Below are 14,631 nucleotides of genomic sequence, written 5' to 3' on the forward strand. Positions count from 1 at the left end.
GGCTACGCCCCCTCGTCGTCGGCTCCCGGGGGCGTCGCCTCGTCCGGCCGTCCCCACGTCATCCGGACCTTGAGCTGCCCCTCGACGGACGTCTTCGCGATGACGGCACCCGCCTCCGCGTTCAGCTTGACACCGAACTCCAGCTCCAGGACGTCCGGCTTCAGCTCCCCGTTCCGCAGCGTCGCGAGCGCCGACTCGGCCGCGTCCCGCACGCTGTGCAGGGCGTCCTCGAACTTGGCGCCCGCGTCCCGGAGAATCCCGTCTCCCCGCGACACCGACTCGAAGCCCGGCTCGTCGTCGTCCATCTCGACGACGACGCTCCCGTTGGCGGTCTCCCAGCGCACCAGTTGGTTCAAAGGGGGGTCCTTTCGTTTCCGTCAATCTAACAAGAGGCCGAAAGGCGTTCAGGGAGCTCAACGAAGTCGTAGGCCGCCCGGCGCGCCGATTTCCGAAAGCGGTCAGGGGCGAAGGCGCATCTCGTGCGGATGCCCCGGATCCAGGACGATCCCCGCACCGGCGGCGGCCAAGACCTCGGCGCCGGTGACACTCCGCCAGGTCGTGCGGGTGGTCGTCGCCTGCAGCGCCAGCGGAGAGGTGAAGACGCCGTCGCCCTCGGGGGGCAGGTAAACGGTCGCACCACGCAGCTTCGCCATGACCTCGGCCACGGGACGTCCGGCGCGAACCGCACGGTAGAACGGGAGGTCGATCGCGCAGATCTCACCCGTCGGGAGCAGCGGTTCGCCAATGCCGACGTAGAGATATACGCCGGAAAGGGCAGGGCCGATGAGTTCTTCGAGCGTGGTCGGACGCCAGGACGTGAAACCTTCGGGCTCGTCCCATGTGGTCCAAGCGTCCCCAGTCGTCAGGGCAAGCCAGCGGAAGTCGTCCAGAACGTAGTCTGCGGGCGAGCCGTCCTCGCGCACGGGGATCATGACTCGCGCCGCGTCCATCACCGCGTGGAGAACATCGAGTCGGCGGCGTTTGAGGTCAGCCATCTCCCGCAGCCAGCCCTTGGAGCTATCGGTCACGTCCCGGGTGCGCTTCTCCAGGGAGACCTCTCTTTCGTAGCCCGCGAGGAGACGTTCTTTCCCTGGCCGGAACTCGTACCGGATGCCCTGGTCCGCGGGATAAGGGAACCGGTGATCGTACTCGCCGAAGTAAATGTCGTAGGGAATGCCGTCCGGGAAGGCGTTGCAGTAGAAAGTGTCGCCGGTGTCGAACAGATGATGACGTTCGTCCGGAGTGGACTCGGGGTTCGGCATCGACTTGAGCCTGATGCACGAGTCGCAGATGCTCGCAGGCGGAATGATCGTCGTCAATGCTCCCCCTTGAAGTGTTCGTCGATAAATTCTCCGATGGTCCTGGCGATGGCGCGAGGTGTGGTGCTCAATCGCCACTCGGTGAACCCTTCGGCGATCATCTCGCTGGCATTTTTTGCGCCGTACTGGCCGAGTCCCTCTTTGAGTGCCTTCTCGCCGAACATGACGCTCGCGTGCAGCGATTCGCTGTCGACCGTGACGCCGACCTCCTTCAACCTGCCTGCCAGCTCCCTGGTCAGCCTCGGATCATCAATGATTCTGTTGCCGATCTGGTGACCGAACTCGTGGTAGAAGGTCCCCTTGGCTGTAAGGCTGCCGGGGACGCTCCACCCCTTCTCCGTCCTTTCTTGTGAAATTGCGTCCACCACCTCCTTATTGGTGAAGTTCTCTCCGTTAAAATACAGTCCCTGGGGGCCTGGGCCCTTCCGGTCATTCAGCGAGTAGCCCATGAGATTCGTGCCCGCGTGCGGGTGAATGATCCGCAGACCGTCAAGGCTTCGAACCTGCACTACCTCCATGTCCCGGAAGACCGAAGGGTAGTCCCCGGCCGCGCCCTCCAGGGCTTCCGCCAGCTCCTCGGCGTTGCGCGGATCGATCGGGTAGCCGCTGAATTCGACGTCCACACCGTATTCCGCCGCGATGTGCTGCGCCCGCCGCTCGGTTCGTTGCAGGGCCGCGAGTTGTTCAGGGCTCAGGGACGGGGGCGCCGAGTCGGACGCGTTCCCCTGGCCACCGGGGGTGTCGCTCTCTGCCGGGGCATCGGCATCGCCGCCGTCGGGGGTGGCCGCCGCAGCCGCGGGGCTTTCGCCATCGTGCGGGCGCCCTCGCCCGGCGGGCGTCTCGTGCGGTGCGGGCTCACCGTCCGGTGCGCTGACCGGGCCGTCGCCCGGGCGAGCCGGGGCCGGGTCTGGGGCCGAGGGCTCGGGGATGGTCGGGACGGGGCCTCCGGGCCGGTTCGGGTCGCCGAAACCGTGCCTGATGTAGGCGAGTTCCCGCTCGTTGAGTTCGAGGTCGTCGATCAGCTTCTGGAGTTCGGCGGCGGTCGGCGTGCGGGCCGGTATGGGCGACTCTGCGTCGGGGAAACCGGCAGGGTAAACCGGATCGTCGAGGTGCCGCAGGGCACCGCCCTTGCCGAACGCCTTGATGAGGCCACCGCCTTCGAGCAGTAGCGAGGCGGCGTTCAGCCCGCCCAGGGACAGGACGTAACCGGGGCGTTCGTCCCATTCCCGCCATGGGATCATCGCGTCGATGAGGGCGGCCTTGGCGTCGAGCCGGTTCGTGATGAAACGCTTCGGGTGGACGCCGTCGCCGTCGACGACCCAGCCGTCCTTGCCCTTGATGCCCGAGAGGGCGAGTCCGGCGGTGCCGAGGCCGACGGCCAGGTCGGTCCAGTTGTCGCGGAGGTTGCCGGCGATGTCGCCGAACCCGTCGCCGAACGCGCCGCCGTTCTCGGAGTCGGTGAGGCCGGTGAGGTCGGTGAAGGCGTCGAGCAGCCCACCGAAGAACGTCCCGAAGCCCGCGCCGACGTCCTCCCACCAGCGGGTGTCCTTGCCGGGGGCGCCCCAGGGGGTTTCGGCGTCCTCGGGCAGGTTGTGCTCGTCGGCGCCGTAGACGACCCAGTCCGGACGGGCCGGGGTGCCCGCGGGCACGTAGCGGGCGCCGCCGAACGTCGAGGAGATCTTGTTGGCGCAGTCGCGTTCGGCGCCCTGGTACTCGGCGAGGGCGTGGGCGACCGCGCCGATCAGGATGTCGTTCTTCTCGGTCAGCCGACCGTCGTGCGTCCAGTCGTCCGCGCCCGCGATCTCCTCGCGGAACGCCGCCGCTTCCAGTTGCAGCCAGCGGAGCCGCTCGATCGCCGCGCGCGCCTCGGCGACGAACGTCAGCAGCGCGTCGCCGACGACCGTCAGGGCCCGTTCGGCGTCGTCGCCCGCGGCGGGGACGGGACGGATCGCGGCCAGCAGCTCGCCGGCCTCCGGCGCGCGGTAGGCGTCGCGCAGCCCGCTCCACGCCGTGGCGATACGGTGGCCGGTCGCGGCGATCGCGGCCCCGTCCTTCTTGATGGCGCGGGCGGCGGCCTCCAGCCCGGCCAGGTCGGGGGCGGGGATCCGGGCGGCGATCGCGGCCGGGTCGACCGCGGTAGGGCTCACCGGCCGATCCGCGGGGCGGGCGCCTTCGCGGCGTTGCGCTGCGCCTCCCGGGCCATCTCGAGGTCACCATCGACGTACGCCTTGGTGGCGGCGGTCGCGCCTTTGACGCAGCCGGTCGCCTTGGTGGCCATCCCGGTCAGTACAGGCTTGTAAGTGGCCACGAACGCGGTGAGCGCGTTGTTGATGGGCATGCTGTTCGCCGCCGCGTCGGCCTGGTCGATGTGTCCGGCGAGCGACTCGAACTGTCCCGCGAGGCCGTCGGTGCCGAGCACGTGCTCTTTGATGGGGGCGAGCGCGGCCCACACGCCGCCGGGGTCGATGTCCCAGGCTGTCATGCCGGGGTGTTCCGCTTCGTGCCGCTTCCGCTGAACCGGGTCGGCCGGAAATTGCCCGGGGGAGGGGAGGTGGCCGGTTCCGGACTCGCGTACCGAAAGGTCAGCGCGGCCAGCTCGCCCAGGGCCGCATCGAGTTCTCCGGCTGCGGTTTCGGCGCCGACGGAAAGGTCCGCGGTCAAATCCCGCAAGGTGGGCGGCCGATCATCCGATTCGGTCGTGGACGGAAAGTGCGGCGTATCGACGAGGTCGAACTTCACTGTGCTCCTCGGCTCGGGCGTCCAGCGTCGGATGCGGGGCGAACGGTATTATTCAGGCCCCACGCGGTGGTCGTCCACGGGATCGGTGACAGGGAGCGTGACGGTTTGTCAGCGTTCGATCTGTGGACTGGGTCGGTGCCGCGATGACCTATGACCTGATCGTTCTGCTGCCCACGGCCCCGGACGTCGCGGACGTGGTCGGCGGGCTCGTCGGCGCGGGCCCCGGGCTGCGGGTCCGGCCGGAGGGCGGCGGTGCCGTCCTGCGCCTCTACGACGACGATCGCCCGGTGCTGGGCATCGAGGAGGCCCGCCGCGTGGACGTCGCCGACGACGTGCGGCGACTCCTCGGCGCCCAGGCCGACGAAGGGCTCCGCGTGCCCTACTGGTGGACGGAGATCCGGGCGTCCGCCGGCGGCGGTGACGCGGAGGCGGCGCACCGGCTCGCGGACGAACTGGTGCGGCGGCTCGGCGGCCGGGTGTGGTCGCCGCGGGAGGCGCGTTGACCGCCCATCCCGCCGTGGACACCCGCACCGACGCGGCCGTGGTGGTCGTCCAGGACCGGCCGCTGGTGCCGCTGTCGTCCTGGCTGGTCGACGCCATCGCGACCGCCGACCGTCCGGCCTTCCACCTGCTGACGCCGCACGACTCCCGGATCACCCCGCCGCTGCGGACCGCGCTCGGCGGGACCGGCGCGCGGTGGGTCGTGCGAGAGCCGGGCGACGCCGGGTACTACGACGGCCTCACCGGCGAGCCGCTGGACTGGGACGGCTCGATGTTCGTCCCCGTGCCCGGCGCGCCGCCCGCCGCTTACGAGGCGGCCGAACGGACGGACGGGCACCACCTGGTGCTCGAGGTGAGCGTCGTGCACCGCGCCACGGCGGCGCTGGAACTCGGCCGCATCGCCGAGACGATCGGCGAGATTCTCGCGGGCGGCGTCCCGCTCTGCTGGGGAACGAGCGAACCCGCCCTGTGGGCATGGGATCGGGCGCGGCTCACCGACCTTTGCCGCCACCGCGCCCCGCGAGGCACGTTCGTCGTCATCGTGGGCCCCGGACTCGGCTTCATCGGCACCCAGCGTGTGACGCGGACGGCGAGCGGTGTCAAAGAGACGCTGACGTTCGTCGTGGGCCGCACCGGCCCCGAACCGCCGCTGCGCCCGCTCGTCCGTCTCGCCGACGGGCTTGCCGCCGACGGCGTCCTGCACGCCCTTACCGCCCACTGGACGGACGGACGCGCCGACCTCACGCACGCGCCGCGCCGGCACCGGACCTTCGAACACCTCGGGCTCGCGATCCGAGAACGCGCCGGGGACGGCCGGGGACGGCCGATCGGTACTGATGCGCACCCGGGAACCTGGTTCGGGGCGCACGACCGCGACTGATCTCGCGTGGCGCCACGGCGTCCGGTGTCCGGTGTCAGTGGGGCGGGGGGAGCGGGGAGACGGCGTTCCCCAGGTCGCAGCCCGCCTCGCCGGGCATCCGCTGGATGCGCGGCGGGATCCACACGTTCGTCCCGCCCGGCGCGACGCGGGCGACCGTGCAGTCGAGCGCGTCGCCGAAGTACGGCTTGACGGTCAGGACGACGCCGACCACGCCGTCCACCGTCGGAACGGTCCCCACCTGCACCTTGATCCGCGGGTCGAGATCGAGGGAGGCGACCGCCTCCCGCACGTCCGACTCGTCCACCGTGCCGCCGTCCGGCACGCGCGGCAGCGCCTTCCCGATCGCCTCCACGGACGGGATCTCGGGATCCTCCGGCCACGGCGCGAACGTCATCGGCGCCCCCGCCGGGCAGTCGACGCCGGCCGGCTCCTCCTGCCACTCCGTCTTCTCGGTGACCCGCAGCTCGAAGCATCGCCGGACGGTGACGGTCTGCTGGTCGTTCGGCCACGCTTCCCTGCCGGTCCCGGACACCCGCACGACGATCGTCGCGCCGGCCCGTCCGTCCGGCCGCACCCGCAGCACCTCGACGCCGTCGATGTCGTCCGCGAGATGCCCGATGTCCCGCGCGGGCCGGTCCGCGGCGTCGTACAGCTCCGCCGCGACCTCGCGGGCCGTCGCGCGGGCGTCGTCGGCCGCCCGGCCCTCGGCCGTCCCGCCCGCGACCCCGCAGGACGTCACGGCGAGCAGCGGCAGGACGGGGAAGATCAGAAGTCGGCGCACCCGCCCACGTTCGCAGGTCGGAACCGCCCGCGATATCCGTACGAATACTCAGGTGCGGGCGGGTTCGGTGTCCCGGGCGCGCGCCGTCCCCGGCTCGTCCGGCTCCCCGTCCCGCCGCGACGGGCCCGCCGGACGCCCCCGCCCCCACGCCACCGCCGCCGCGAAGCACGCGAACGGCATCGCGGGCAGCATGTACCGGTAGTCGAAGTCGACCGTGATCGGCGGCACCGCCAGCAGTGTCACCGCCGACGCCCAGAACAGGAACGTCCGCGCGCGCGCACGCCGCCACACCAGCCCCGCCGCGCCCGCCAGCAGCACCACGCCCAGCACCGTCCCCGGCACCCGCACGTGCTCCTGGTACCAGCGCATGACGTCCGCGTACGGGCCCACGATCCGCGTCTCCCCGGAACCGTGCGCGTACTCCCGCACGACGTCCGTCCGCTGCCCGCCGCCGATCACCGGCAGGTCCTGGTGGGCCCGCGGCTCCGTCGGGAAGTGGTACCGCGCCTCCGTGCCCACCGTCGGGTACTGATCACGCTCCCACGCGAACGTCCGGACGAAGAAGTCGTACGCCACCACCCGCACGTAGTCGAACGGCTGGTTCATGATCGCCCACACCGCGAACCGCTGCGCCAACGCGTTCGTCTCCGCCGGGAACGGCTCCCCGTCCGTCCACCCGGTCGGCGAGTTCGCCTCCCAGATCTGGTGCGACGACGCGGGCCGATCGTCCGGCGCCCCGTACGGGCACAGCCGCGCCAGGTCCGGCGGCGGCCGGTGCGCGTCGCAGTCGGCGAACGCCGCCGTCCGCCCCCACAGGAAGATCCCGTCCACGCCGCTCACCCCGAACCGGCCGTGCTCCGACGCGTACCACGCCGCGTAACTCCCGAGCGGCAGGACGAACGCCGCGCCGAGCGCCACGTACGTCGTCCACCGCGTCCGCCGCAGCAGCAGGAACAGCACCACGATCACGAACAGCGGCACGCCGACCGTCCGGGTCACCGACGCCAGCCCCAGCAGCGCGCCCACCACCGCGGCCCGCCGCCACCCCGCCGCCCCCGGCCGCGCCATCAGCAGCATCGCCCCGAACACCAGCACCGTGAACAGCGTGTCCGACAGCAGCAGATGCTCGAGCTCGATCTGGAAGGCGTCCAGCAGCACCGGCGCCACCGCCGGCGCCGCCCAGTGCCGCCGCACCTCGAAGTCCCGGACCAGCATCCGGTAGCCCAGCACCGCGATCCCCACGACCGCCGCATGCTGCAGGAACGTCACGAGCGCCAGGCTGTGGAACGGCTTCAGCAGCCACAGCGCCAGCCCGTACCCGGACGGCCGCAACTGGTGCGGGAACGGATCGTTCGCGATCCGCAGGAAGTCGTAACTGTCGTTGAACCAGAGCGCCGGCGGGAACCCGAGCATCGTCACCACCCGGAGCAGCACCCCGGCGAGCAGCACCACCGAGAACAGCCGATTGCCCCGCACGGCCGCCCACACCGAGCCTGCCTCCGGACGACGGCCGAACCTGGGGGAGAGCAACACGAGAACCTAACTCTGGACGTGCGACGGACGGAGACCCCCGCGGACCCGGCGGGCGCCGCGCACCGGACCGCCGGGCGACCGGTCTCCTATGCGATTGTCGGCGACGAGCCGCGGCGCGGGGGAGACGGGGGAGAAGAGCGGATCGCCGATCCGTCCGGCGATGAACCTTGAGTGACGTTGCCGCGGCCCCGCGCGATGGCGGCGATCATAGCAGCGGCCCCCCGATGCCCCGGCCGCCTCGCCGCCTCAGCCGTCCTCCAGCACCTCCAACACCGGCAACCGCCCCTCGGTCACCGCCCCGGCCGCCTCCGGCGCGATCGGCTTCCCGTCCCGGACGGTGTTCGTGATCTTCACAGGAGCGGCCGGTGCAACCATGTATTTCCCCGGTGGGAGCAAGTCCGGCCCTGGAAGTACCAGAACACGCTTTTTGACCCAATCGCTCAAGTAGGCGCACTCGGATTGATCGAAAGGTTGCGACTCTCTCACTGTCTCGACTTTTACGGGCAAGGCTGTGGCGTCGGCATCCTGTGGTAGTTTGTCAGGATCTGCCGGTGGTGTTTTATAAAGGGCGAGGTAGATGGGTCCTTTAATGCCGAGCTGGGTTGCTGATAGGCCGAGTGAGTATTCGTACGGCTTGGTCGTCGAGTGGTCGGAGTTCGGTCCGAAGCATTGCCGATTTCCGTCGGCGAGATAATTTGCGCCTGATGGAGTTCGCGCCTTAAAATGCGTGGTGACCTGCAAGGTGGTGCCCGGCTTGGCGCGTGCCGGTGTTACCGTCATTCTGAGATCCATATAAGGGGTATCGGATGCGGGCATAAATGGCTGGCTGAGAAGAACGCCGGGCTGGGCGAAGGAGGCGTGGATCGCCCCGCGGCTCTCCCCGCCCACGTTCGGTCCGGTCGGCCAGAACAGCCACCCTATGGCCACCGCCCCTGCGGCTCCCGTCCCGATACCCGCGGCTCCCTTGCCCCCGCCCACTTTGGCGAGAACGCCCTTGGATGATGAGCCAACGCCTTTGGCGGCGACATCGGCTGTGGCAGCCCCTTGTGCATGTACAGCGGAAGCCTGCCCGGTTGCTCCGGTCGCTAGGGCGCCTACGCCGGTTCCTCCCCCTCCTGTCGCAGAGATTCCCGGGGCCAGGAGAGCACCGCCCAACATGCTCAGCGGGACAGCCGTTCCCACTAGTGCAGCCACGGCTCCGAGTGCGATGACCCCGCGTCGCTCCCAATCGGGCCCGTACGTGCGGACGGCGACCTCTTCGAGTTGGGCTGCGAATTCACCTGCGTCCCAGAGCCGCTCGGAGGGGTTCTTGGCCATGCCCCGTCTGACCAGCGCGTGGAGCTCTTCGGGCACCAAATCAAGCGATGGCATGGTTTCGATGTGCGCGGTTCGGAGTTCGCTTATGTTCGCCGCCTGAAAAGGCTTCCTGCCGGTGACGCACTCGATGAACACACAGGTGGCCGCATAGAGATCGGTGGCAGGCGTTGCTGGTTGACCGCGCCATTGTTCCGGAGCCATATATGCGGGTGTGCCGCTCTTGTCTCCCTGGCCGGCGAGAACTGCGATGCCGAAGTCGACCAGCTTGCTTTGGCCGTCATCCTGTACGAGGACATTTGCGGGCTTGTAGTCGCGGTGGATGACTCCGGCGTTGTGAGCGCCGGCCATGCCGAGCAGCGATCCCTTCAGCACGGCCAGCGCCGCCTCGGGCGCCAACGCTTTCTTACGCTCGTCCAGGACGCGACGCAACGACCGTCCCGGAACGGCCTCCATGATGATGGCGGCACCGGTCGTCCACTCCACGTAATACAGCAACCGTGCCACATGTGGGTTGGTCACTCGTCGGAGTATTTCTGCCTCGCTACGGAACGAGTTCCGGGCGGTGACGTCCTCGAGTAGTGCAGGGGCGAGGTACTTGATGGCGACGGGGATGCCGCCAGACTCGTGACGGGCGAGAACTACCTGACCTTGTGCTCCTGCTCCCAACTCCGCGACTTCGATGTATCCGGGCAGGCTCCAACCCTGTGGCATTAACTTCCTGTATTCGTCTGTATCTCGCCCACGATAAGGGGGGTGGGAACGGAACTCCTCGACTCCTGTCCGAGGTCACCGCCGGCCAAGTCGCAGTCAGAACCATCACAGGTCCACGACACGTTCCACCTGATGGTCGCTGTGATCTTGTAGGAACCCCCGGGCTGCCCGGCTGATGAGCGTTGGTATGTGTAGGTGCAAGTCTTGCTGTCCTTGCCCCCGCCGTCGCTGCAGACGACTTCTTTTTCGCCCATGGACCAGGTCACCGAGACCGGCGTTGCCGTGGCCTGCACTGTTTGGTCACCTGCTGAGACCGGTTTCGTCTGGACGACTTCGAAACCATCGATCCAGAGGGATGTCTCCAACCGAACGTAGGTCTTGCCATCCGGTGCTGTGTGAACGCGAGGCACAGGAAATGCGGCCGAGTCGAGCGCGCTCTGTACCAGTTCCCAAGTACTGGGTATCGCGGGAGCGGGCGGGGGCGCGCCTTGATCGACGGGGATGAAGCCCGCAGCTTGATCGTCCGTAAGCCCTTCCGGAGCGGGGGGTGCCGCGGAACCGCCACCGCCCGATCCACCGCCGCTGGTGCCGCCGCCGCCATCAGAGGACCCGCCGTCACTGTGCGAAGGGTTGCAAACCATGCCTGATGAAGTCCTCTGACATGGTGCGGCCCAAGCCGGCAAGGCTATGAGAAGCGGGGTGGTGAGGGCCGTGGCGGTGAGGACGGTCTTGGCGGTGCGGCGTCGACGGAGCGGTCGACGGGACGACAGGGGTTGAGACATCGCGTGTCCTTCGTTGGACGTGGCGGTCGTGGAGGCGCGGGCCGTCAGCATGTGCGGTCCCGGACGGACGCGGCGACCTTCCAGGTTCCGGAGTCCCACTGGACGGTCGAGCGGTACAGGTACGCGTCGCCGGGGCCGCCGCCGAGGCGTTCGCCGGTCGTGGCGGAGTAGCGGTAACCGGCGAGAGTCTGGATGCAGTCGATGACGTACACCTTGGTGCTGTCGGACGACTTGGCGTAGATGCGCGGGTTGTGCGTGTTCGTGAAGCGCCAGATCTCGCCTTCGGCCTCGGTCGCCTCGATGTCGTCGGTGACCTGCGTGAGGAGCGGGTCCATCGCGACGGACGCGAGGTCGGACGGGTCGTTCGTCTCGTACGCCTGCTTGTAGACCTTCTGGTACTCGCGGTACCGGTCGAGGACGGTCTTGTGCAGTTGGGCGGTCGGGACGGCGGACGGAACCGGCGCGGCGGAGGTCGGGGCGGACGCGGGGCCGGTGCCGAAGGTGCCGCTCGGGTCGAGGTCGCCGCCGGACGAGCCGGACGTCCCGCAGCCCGCGAGCACGAAGACGATCGAGGCGCCGCCCGCCGCCGAAGCGGCACGGCGGACCGTCCGGGCGGGGGAACGTACCAACCGGGCGCGCATCGCCATCCCTGTTCGTCGTCCGACAGCGGGGCGGAGTACGGCGAAAGCTTACAGATGCGGCCGGGGGCGGAAAAGGGATTCGTCAGCCCTGCGCGCCCGTCTGGGACGGGTGTGGTCGGCGCGAGTGGGCGGCGGCGGTCGCGTGCTTACGCCGCCGTCCTGACCACGGTTCCCCGAATGCTCGGCGGGATCCCGACGGTCACGACCGGTCGGGGGCCTGCTGGCTGACGTAGGAGCCCTTGCCGCGCGTGGTCACGATGATCCCTTCGGCGCGAAGTGCCGCGATCGCCTTGCGGATCGTCCCGCGCGCCAGCCCGAACTCGCCTTCCAGGACGGTCTCGGACGGGATCGCCTGTCCCGGCGCCCACTCACCGGCCGCGATTCGTTCCCGCAGAAGCGCGGCGAGCTGCTCGTACTTCGGCACCGGCCCGTCCACGATCTCCACCATGATCACGACCATAGGAGGCTAACCACAGGGATACATAGATACACTTGTTCATGTACAAGTATGGACAAGCAGTAAGGGTGCACGAAAGCGGCCCCGGGTGACGCGGCAACGTCGACCCGGGGCCTAGAGACGACTGACAAGGAGTCGCCCCATGGGCAGTAAGCCTACGGTCGGTGCGTCGGCGCGGTGGGACGGGCCGACGTACGACGAGAGCGGGAAGTTCTGGAGCGCGTCCGTTCGGTATCGGCTCACCGATCGGGAGCGCGCGGTGGGCATCGAACCGGTCGTGTAGGGGCCGGACGCGGACGCGTGCATCCGCGAGACGGTTCGGCAGGATCGGGCGTGGTGCGAGTATCCGCTGCGGTCCGGCGATCGCGACGCCGCCCGCGAGCGGCTGCGGTTCCTCGCCTCCGGAGGCGCGTCCGGGGGTGCGGTGGCCGGGGGTGGGGCGTGATGGGGGCGACGCTGGCCGCGCTGGTCATGTCCGGACTCGTTGTGCTGGCGTGCTCGCTGGTCGGCACGGTGGCCATGGCGGCCGTCCTCGACCGGCGACGGCCCCGCTACCAGGGCAGGCACCGCCGCGCGTTCTGACGCGCGAAGCGCCCCGGCCCCCAAGGACGGGGGCCGGGGGCGCTCCGGCCCGGTTCAGGCCCTCGGGAAGACGGTGCGGAGGTTCGCCAGGTCGGTGTCGGTGAGGCCGTGGGCGGTGAGGAGGGCGCGGACGTCGCCGAGTTCGTCGAGGAACGCGAGCATGGTCTCGGCGGGCGCGCGCATGAGGACGTCGGGGAAGTCGGTGAGCGCGGCGGGGGCGGCGGGGGCGTACTGGCGTTCGAGGACCCAGGAGCGGATCGTCGGCATGGCGGCCTCGGTGAGCGCGTACTCCTCGCTGATGGTGCGGGGTCGACGCCGAGGGGGAGAGCACGACCGCGATGACGACGCCCGTGCGGTCCTTGCCGGCGGCGCAGTCGAGTCGCGCGCGACCGTCGGCAAGACGCTGCTGGAGGTGCGGTGATGAAGCTCGGGCTGAACCTGCCGAGCCTCGGCGTCGACACGTCCGCGACGGTGGCCGAGCACGCCCGGCACGCGGAAGGCGCCGGGTTCGAGTCGGTCTGGGTCGGCGACCACCTGATCCCCGCCGGGCGCCCGTTCCTGGACGCCACGCTCGTCCTCGCCGCCGTCGCGGCCGTGACCCGGCGGGTCGGCGTCGGCTTCGGCGTCATGGTGCTGCCGCTGCGGCGGCCGGCCTGGGCGGCGAAGCAGATCGCGAGCCTGCAGCACCTGTCGGGCGGGCGGGTGCTGCTGGGCGTCGGCAGCGGCGGGCCGGTGCACGGCGACGCCGCGTTCCGCGCGGTCGGCGTCCCGTTCGCCGAGCGCGGACGGCGCACCGACGCGGCCCTCGAAGTCCTGCCGGGCCTCGTCGAGGGGAGGCCCACCCGGCTGGACGGCGCGGAGGTGACGCTGTCGCCGGGCGCGCCGATGCCGCCCGTGCTGATCGGCGCCGGACCCGAGCGTCGGGTCGCCCGCTTCGCCGACGAGTGGTACCCCGGCGTTCTCGACGCCCGCCGAGGTGGCCGCCGGCCTGGAGCGCATCGCGCCGCTGGCCGCCGAGTACGGACGTCCCGTGCCGAAGGTGACGGTCGGCCTGAGCTTCGGCCTGGGCGACGTGCCCGCGCCGGAGATCGACGCGAAGGTGCGCGGGCTGACCGAGTACGGGATGAGCGAGGAGGCCGCGCGCGCGAGCCTGCTCACCGGCACTCCCGCGCGGGCCGCCGAGCGCCTCGCGGAACTGTCCGCCGCCGGCGTGCACCGGGTCATCGGGATGCCGTTCCCGACCGACCGCCGCCGCCAGGCGGACCTGCTGGCCGAAGCCGCCCGCCTGGCGGCGGGCTGACGGTCCGACGCGGTCCCGCCGCGTTATGGCGAGGCCGCATCATGGCGGGACCACGTTGGACGCGTACGGAAAGGGCGGCCCCATGGCCTTCTCGCTCGCCGAGTTCCCCGATCTGGTCGGCAGGGAGCTGTTCTGCTCGGAGTGGGTGCGGCTCGACGCCGCGGACGAGGAGGCGTTCGGGCACGCGACGTTCCTGCGCGCGGACTTCCTCGGCCGGGCCCCGTCGGGCCCCGACCCGGACGGGGAGCGGACGGTGTCCGGGTTCCTGCTGCTGTCGATGCTCGTCGCGTTCCACAAGCGCGAGCTGGATTTGGGCGGCGCGTCCGGCCTGAACTACGGCCTCGACCGCGTGCGGTTCCTGCGGCCCGTCCGGACGGGGCGGCGCGTCCGGGCGCGCGCCACGCTGACCGGCGTCCGGGGCAAGGGGCCGGGACGCACGCGCGTCGCCACCCGGAACGTGCTGGAGGTCGAGGGCGACGGCGGCGGCCCGGCGATGATCGCCGACTGGATCACCCTGTTCGTCGACGAGAACGCCGTCAGGTGAGGGCCTCGCGGGCCTCCATCAGCGCGAAGCCGAGCAGGTTCGTGCCCTTCCACTGGGACGGGCGGCGCGCCTCGGGCCGATGCTCGTCGAGCCCGATGCCCCACACGAAGTCCTCCGGGCTCGCCTCCACCAGGACCTTGCCGCGGGTGGACGCGAGGTACTCGCGCAGGTGCTCGTGCGCGGCGAACTTCGCCTTGCTGCCGCGGACGACGATGTCGTACCGGTGCGCGGCCCACGTCTCCTCGTCGAAGCCGCGCACCTCGCGTCCGATGCTCTTCGCGACCGCGGGGGACGGGTCGGCGAGGATGCGGGACTCGGCCCGCCGGTCGCCGAACAGGCGGGCCTTCTCGGCCATCATGTAGTGCTCGGCGGTGACGTACTCGACGCCGTCGATCGTGAACGGGGCGTGGAGCCACTGGCTGAGCTGTCCCTTCGGTTGCGGGCCGCCCCAGAACAGGACGAACTCCGGAAGCTCCCCGCGGGCTTCGAGGTCGAGCAACTCTTCCATGGTCATCATGCTTCCGAGCCTGCCGAAGGCCGCGAT

The 14,631-nt window shown here is 70.4% G+C and carries 18 protein-coding genes and 1 pseudogene; 7 read left to right on the plus strand and 12 right to left on the minus strand.

The window, feature by feature from the left end; translation table 11 throughout:
* Positions 1–2 precede the first annotated feature (2 nt).
* The 5 genes from AB0L25_RS09815 to AB0L25_RS09835 form a co-directional block, all read right to left on the minus strand.
* Positions 3–356 carry a CU044_2847 family protein gene (locus AB0L25_RS09815; protein ID WP_500170397.1) on the minus strand — a complete coding sequence of 118 codons (354 nt, stop codon included), beginning with the start codon at positions 354–356 and terminating at the stop codon, positions 3–5.
* 102 nt (positions 357–458) lie between these two features.
* Complete coding sequence (locus tag AB0L25_RS09820) at positions 459–1,319, minus strand: SseB family protein (RefSeq protein ID WP_500170398.1); 861 nt, start codon at positions 1,317–1,319, stop codon at positions 459–461.
* The gene (locus tag AB0L25_RS09825) at positions 1,316–3,466 is read right to left on the minus strand and encodes a hypothetical protein (RefSeq protein ID WP_500170400.1); all 2,151 of its coding nucleotides are present in this window, start codon (positions 3,464–3,466) and stop codon (positions 1,316–1,318) included. Before AB0L25_RS09825 ends, AB0L25_RS09820 begins: the two co-directional genes overlap by 4 nt.
* Positions 3,463–3,801: a DUF6507 family protein gene (locus AB0L25_RS09830; protein ID WP_500170401.1), complete on the minus strand. Its 339-nt coding sequence runs from the start codon at positions 3,799–3,801 to the stop codon at positions 3,463–3,465. Before AB0L25_RS09830 ends, AB0L25_RS09825 begins: the two co-directional genes overlap by 4 nt.
* Positions 3,798–4,058, minus strand: a complete 261-nt coding sequence (locus tag AB0L25_RS09835; protein WP_500170402.1) for a hypothetical protein — start codon at positions 4,056–4,058, stop codon at positions 3,798–3,800. The genes AB0L25_RS09830 and AB0L25_RS09835 overlap by 4 nt, the downstream gene beginning before the upstream one ends.
* A gap of 122 nt (positions 4,059–4,180) precedes the next feature.
* Here AB0L25_RS09835 and AB0L25_RS09840 point away from each other — a divergent pair, with 122 nt between their 5' ends.
* Both AB0L25_RS09840 and AB0L25_RS09845 read left to right on the plus strand, forming a co-directional pair.
* Entirely contained in the window at positions 4,181–4,561 is a 381-nt protein-coding gene (locus AB0L25_RS09840) for a hypothetical protein (protein ID WP_500170404.1), read from the plus strand.
* A complete protein-coding gene (locus AB0L25_RS09845) occupies positions 4,558–5,439 on the plus strand; it encodes a DUF6177 family protein (RefSeq protein ID WP_500170405.1) in 882 nt (293 codons plus the stop codon). Before AB0L25_RS09840 ends, AB0L25_RS09845 begins: the two co-directional genes overlap by 4 nt.
* A gap of 34 nt (positions 5,440–5,473) precedes the next feature.
* On the opposite strand, the gene AB0L25_RS09850 is transcribed toward AB0L25_RS09845, so the two are convergent.
* From AB0L25_RS09850 to AB0L25_RS09870, 5 genes are all read right to left on the minus strand, one after another.
* On the minus strand, positions 5,474–6,220 hold the full coding sequence (locus AB0L25_RS09850) for a hypothetical protein (RefSeq protein ID WP_500170406.1): 747 nt from the start codon (positions 6,218–6,220) through the stop codon (positions 5,474–5,476).
* Between the two features lie 48 nt (positions 6,221–6,268).
* Positions 6,269–7,750 carry a hypothetical protein gene (locus AB0L25_RS09855; RefSeq protein WP_500170408.1) on the minus strand — a complete coding sequence of 494 codons (1,482 nt, stop codon included), beginning with the start codon at positions 7,748–7,750 and terminating at the stop codon, positions 6,269–6,271.
* Positions 7,751–7,999: 249 nt separating this feature from the next.
* Positions 8,000–9,781, minus strand: a complete 1,782-nt coding sequence (locus AB0L25_RS09860; RefSeq protein WP_500170409.1) for a serine/threonine-protein kinase — start codon at positions 9,779–9,781, stop codon at positions 8,000–8,002.
* An 826-nt stretch (positions 9,782–10,607) separates the two neighbouring features.
* Positions 10,608–11,204, minus strand: a complete 597-nt coding sequence (locus AB0L25_RS09865; RefSeq protein ID WP_500170411.1) for a hypothetical protein — start codon at positions 11,202–11,204, stop codon at positions 10,608–10,610.
* Between the two features lie 199 nt (positions 11,205–11,403).
* Positions 11,404–11,652: a GntR family transcriptional regulator gene (locus tag AB0L25_RS09870; protein WP_500170413.1), complete on the minus strand. Its 249-nt coding sequence runs from the start codon at positions 11,650–11,652 to the stop codon at positions 11,404–11,406.
* Between the two features lie 151 nt (positions 11,653–11,803).
* Here AB0L25_RS09870 and AB0L25_RS09875 point away from each other — a divergent pair, with 151 nt between their 5' ends.
* Both AB0L25_RS09875 and AB0L25_RS09880 read left to right on the plus strand, forming a co-directional pair.
* Entirely contained in the window at positions 11,804–11,944 is a 141-nt protein-coding gene (locus AB0L25_RS09875; protein WP_500170415.1) for a hypothetical protein, read from the plus strand.
* A gap of 161 nt (positions 11,945–12,105) precedes the next feature.
* On the plus strand, positions 12,106–12,243 hold the full coding sequence (locus tag AB0L25_RS09880) for a hypothetical protein (protein WP_500170417.1): 138 nt from the start codon (positions 12,106–12,108) through the stop codon (positions 12,241–12,243).
* Positions 12,244–12,297: 54 nt separating this feature from the next.
* On the opposite strand, the gene AB0L25_RS09885 is transcribed toward AB0L25_RS09880, so the two are convergent.
* On the minus strand, positions 12,298–12,510 hold the full coding sequence (locus AB0L25_RS09885) for a hypothetical protein (RefSeq protein WP_500170418.1): 213 nt from the start codon (positions 12,508–12,510) through the stop codon (positions 12,298–12,300).
* Between AB0L25_RS09885 and AB0L25_RS09890 the strand changes: the two genes are divergently transcribed.
* From AB0L25_RS09890 to AB0L25_RS09900, 3 genes and pseudogenes are all read left to right on the plus strand, one after another.
* Positions 12,509–12,664: a hypothetical protein gene (locus tag AB0L25_RS09890; protein ID WP_500170420.1), complete on the plus strand. Its 156-nt coding sequence runs from the start codon at positions 12,509–12,511 to the stop codon at positions 12,662–12,664. The two genes, AB0L25_RS09885 and AB0L25_RS09890, sit on opposite strands and share 2 nt — an antisense overlap.
* Positions 12,664–13,413, plus strand: a pseudogene (locus tag AB0L25_RS09895) (LLM class flavin-dependent oxidoreductase); the annotation flags it as partial. The gene AB0L25_RS09890 and the pseudogene AB0L25_RS09895, both read left to right, overlap by 1 nt.
* 212 nt (positions 13,414–13,625) lie before the next feature.
* The gene (locus AB0L25_RS09900) at positions 13,626–14,087 is read left to right on the plus strand and encodes a hotdog family protein (protein WP_500170422.1); all 462 of its coding nucleotides are present in this window, start codon (positions 13,626–13,628) and stop codon (positions 14,085–14,087) included.
* Here AB0L25_RS09900 and ybiA read toward each other — a convergent pair.
* Positions 14,080–14,604: a riboflavin biosynthesis intermediates N-glycosidase gene (gene ybiA, locus AB0L25_RS09905; protein WP_500170423.1), complete on the minus strand. Its 525-nt coding sequence runs from the start codon at positions 14,602–14,604 to the stop codon at positions 14,080–14,082. The two genes, AB0L25_RS09900 and ybiA, sit on opposite strands and share 8 nt — an antisense overlap.
* Positions 14,605–14,631 lie beyond the last annotated feature (27 nt).

The sequence above is a fragment of the Spirillospora sp. NPDC052242 genome (assembly GCF_040679555.1).
Lineage (GTDB): Bacteria > Actinomycetota > Actinomycetes > Streptosporangiales > Streptosporangiaceae > Spirillospora.

Bases quoted from the DNA above. Each gene is read 5' to 3' on its own strand.
- AB0L25_RS09830 (WP_500170401.1), bottom strand. From the start codon at position 3,801: ATGACAGCCTGGGACATCGACCCCGGCGGCGTGTGGGCCGCGCTCGCC.
- AB0L25_RS09860 (WP_500170409.1), bottom strand. From the start codon at position 9,781: ATGCCACAGGGTTGGAGCCTGCCCGGATACATCGAAGTCGCGGAGTTG.
- AB0L25_RS09865 (WP_500170411.1), bottom strand. From the start codon at position 11,204: ATGCGCGCCCGGTTGGTACGTTCCCCCGCCCGGACGGTCCGCCGTGCC.
- AB0L25_RS09870 (WP_500170413.1), bottom strand. From the start codon at position 11,652: ATGGTGGAGATCGTGGACGGGCCGGTGCCGAAGTACGAGCAGCTCGCC.
- AB0L25_RS09875 (WP_500170415.1), top strand. From the start codon at position 11,804: ATGGGCAGTAAGCCTACGGTCGGTGCGTCGGCGCGGTGGGACGGGCCG.
- AB0L25_RS09880 (WP_500170417.1), top strand. From the start codon at position 12,106: ATGGGGGCGACGCTGGCCGCGCTGGTCATGTCCGGACTCGTTGTGCTG.
- AB0L25_RS09890 (WP_500170420.1), top strand. From the start codon at position 12,509: ATGGCGGCCTCGGTGAGCGCGTACTCCTCGCTGATGGTGCGGGGTCGA.
- AB0L25_RS09885 (WP_500170418.1), bottom strand. From the start codon at position 12,510: ATGCCGACGATCCGCTCCTGGGTCCTCGAACGCCAGTACGCCCCCGCC.
- AB0L25_RS09900 (WP_500170422.1), top strand. From the start codon at position 13,626: ATGGCCTTCTCGCTCGCCGAGTTCCCCGATCTGGTCGGCAGGGAGCTG.
- ybiA (WP_500170423.1), bottom strand. From the start codon at position 14,604: ATGATGACCATGGAAGAGTTGCTCGACCTCGAAGCCCGCGGGGAGCTT.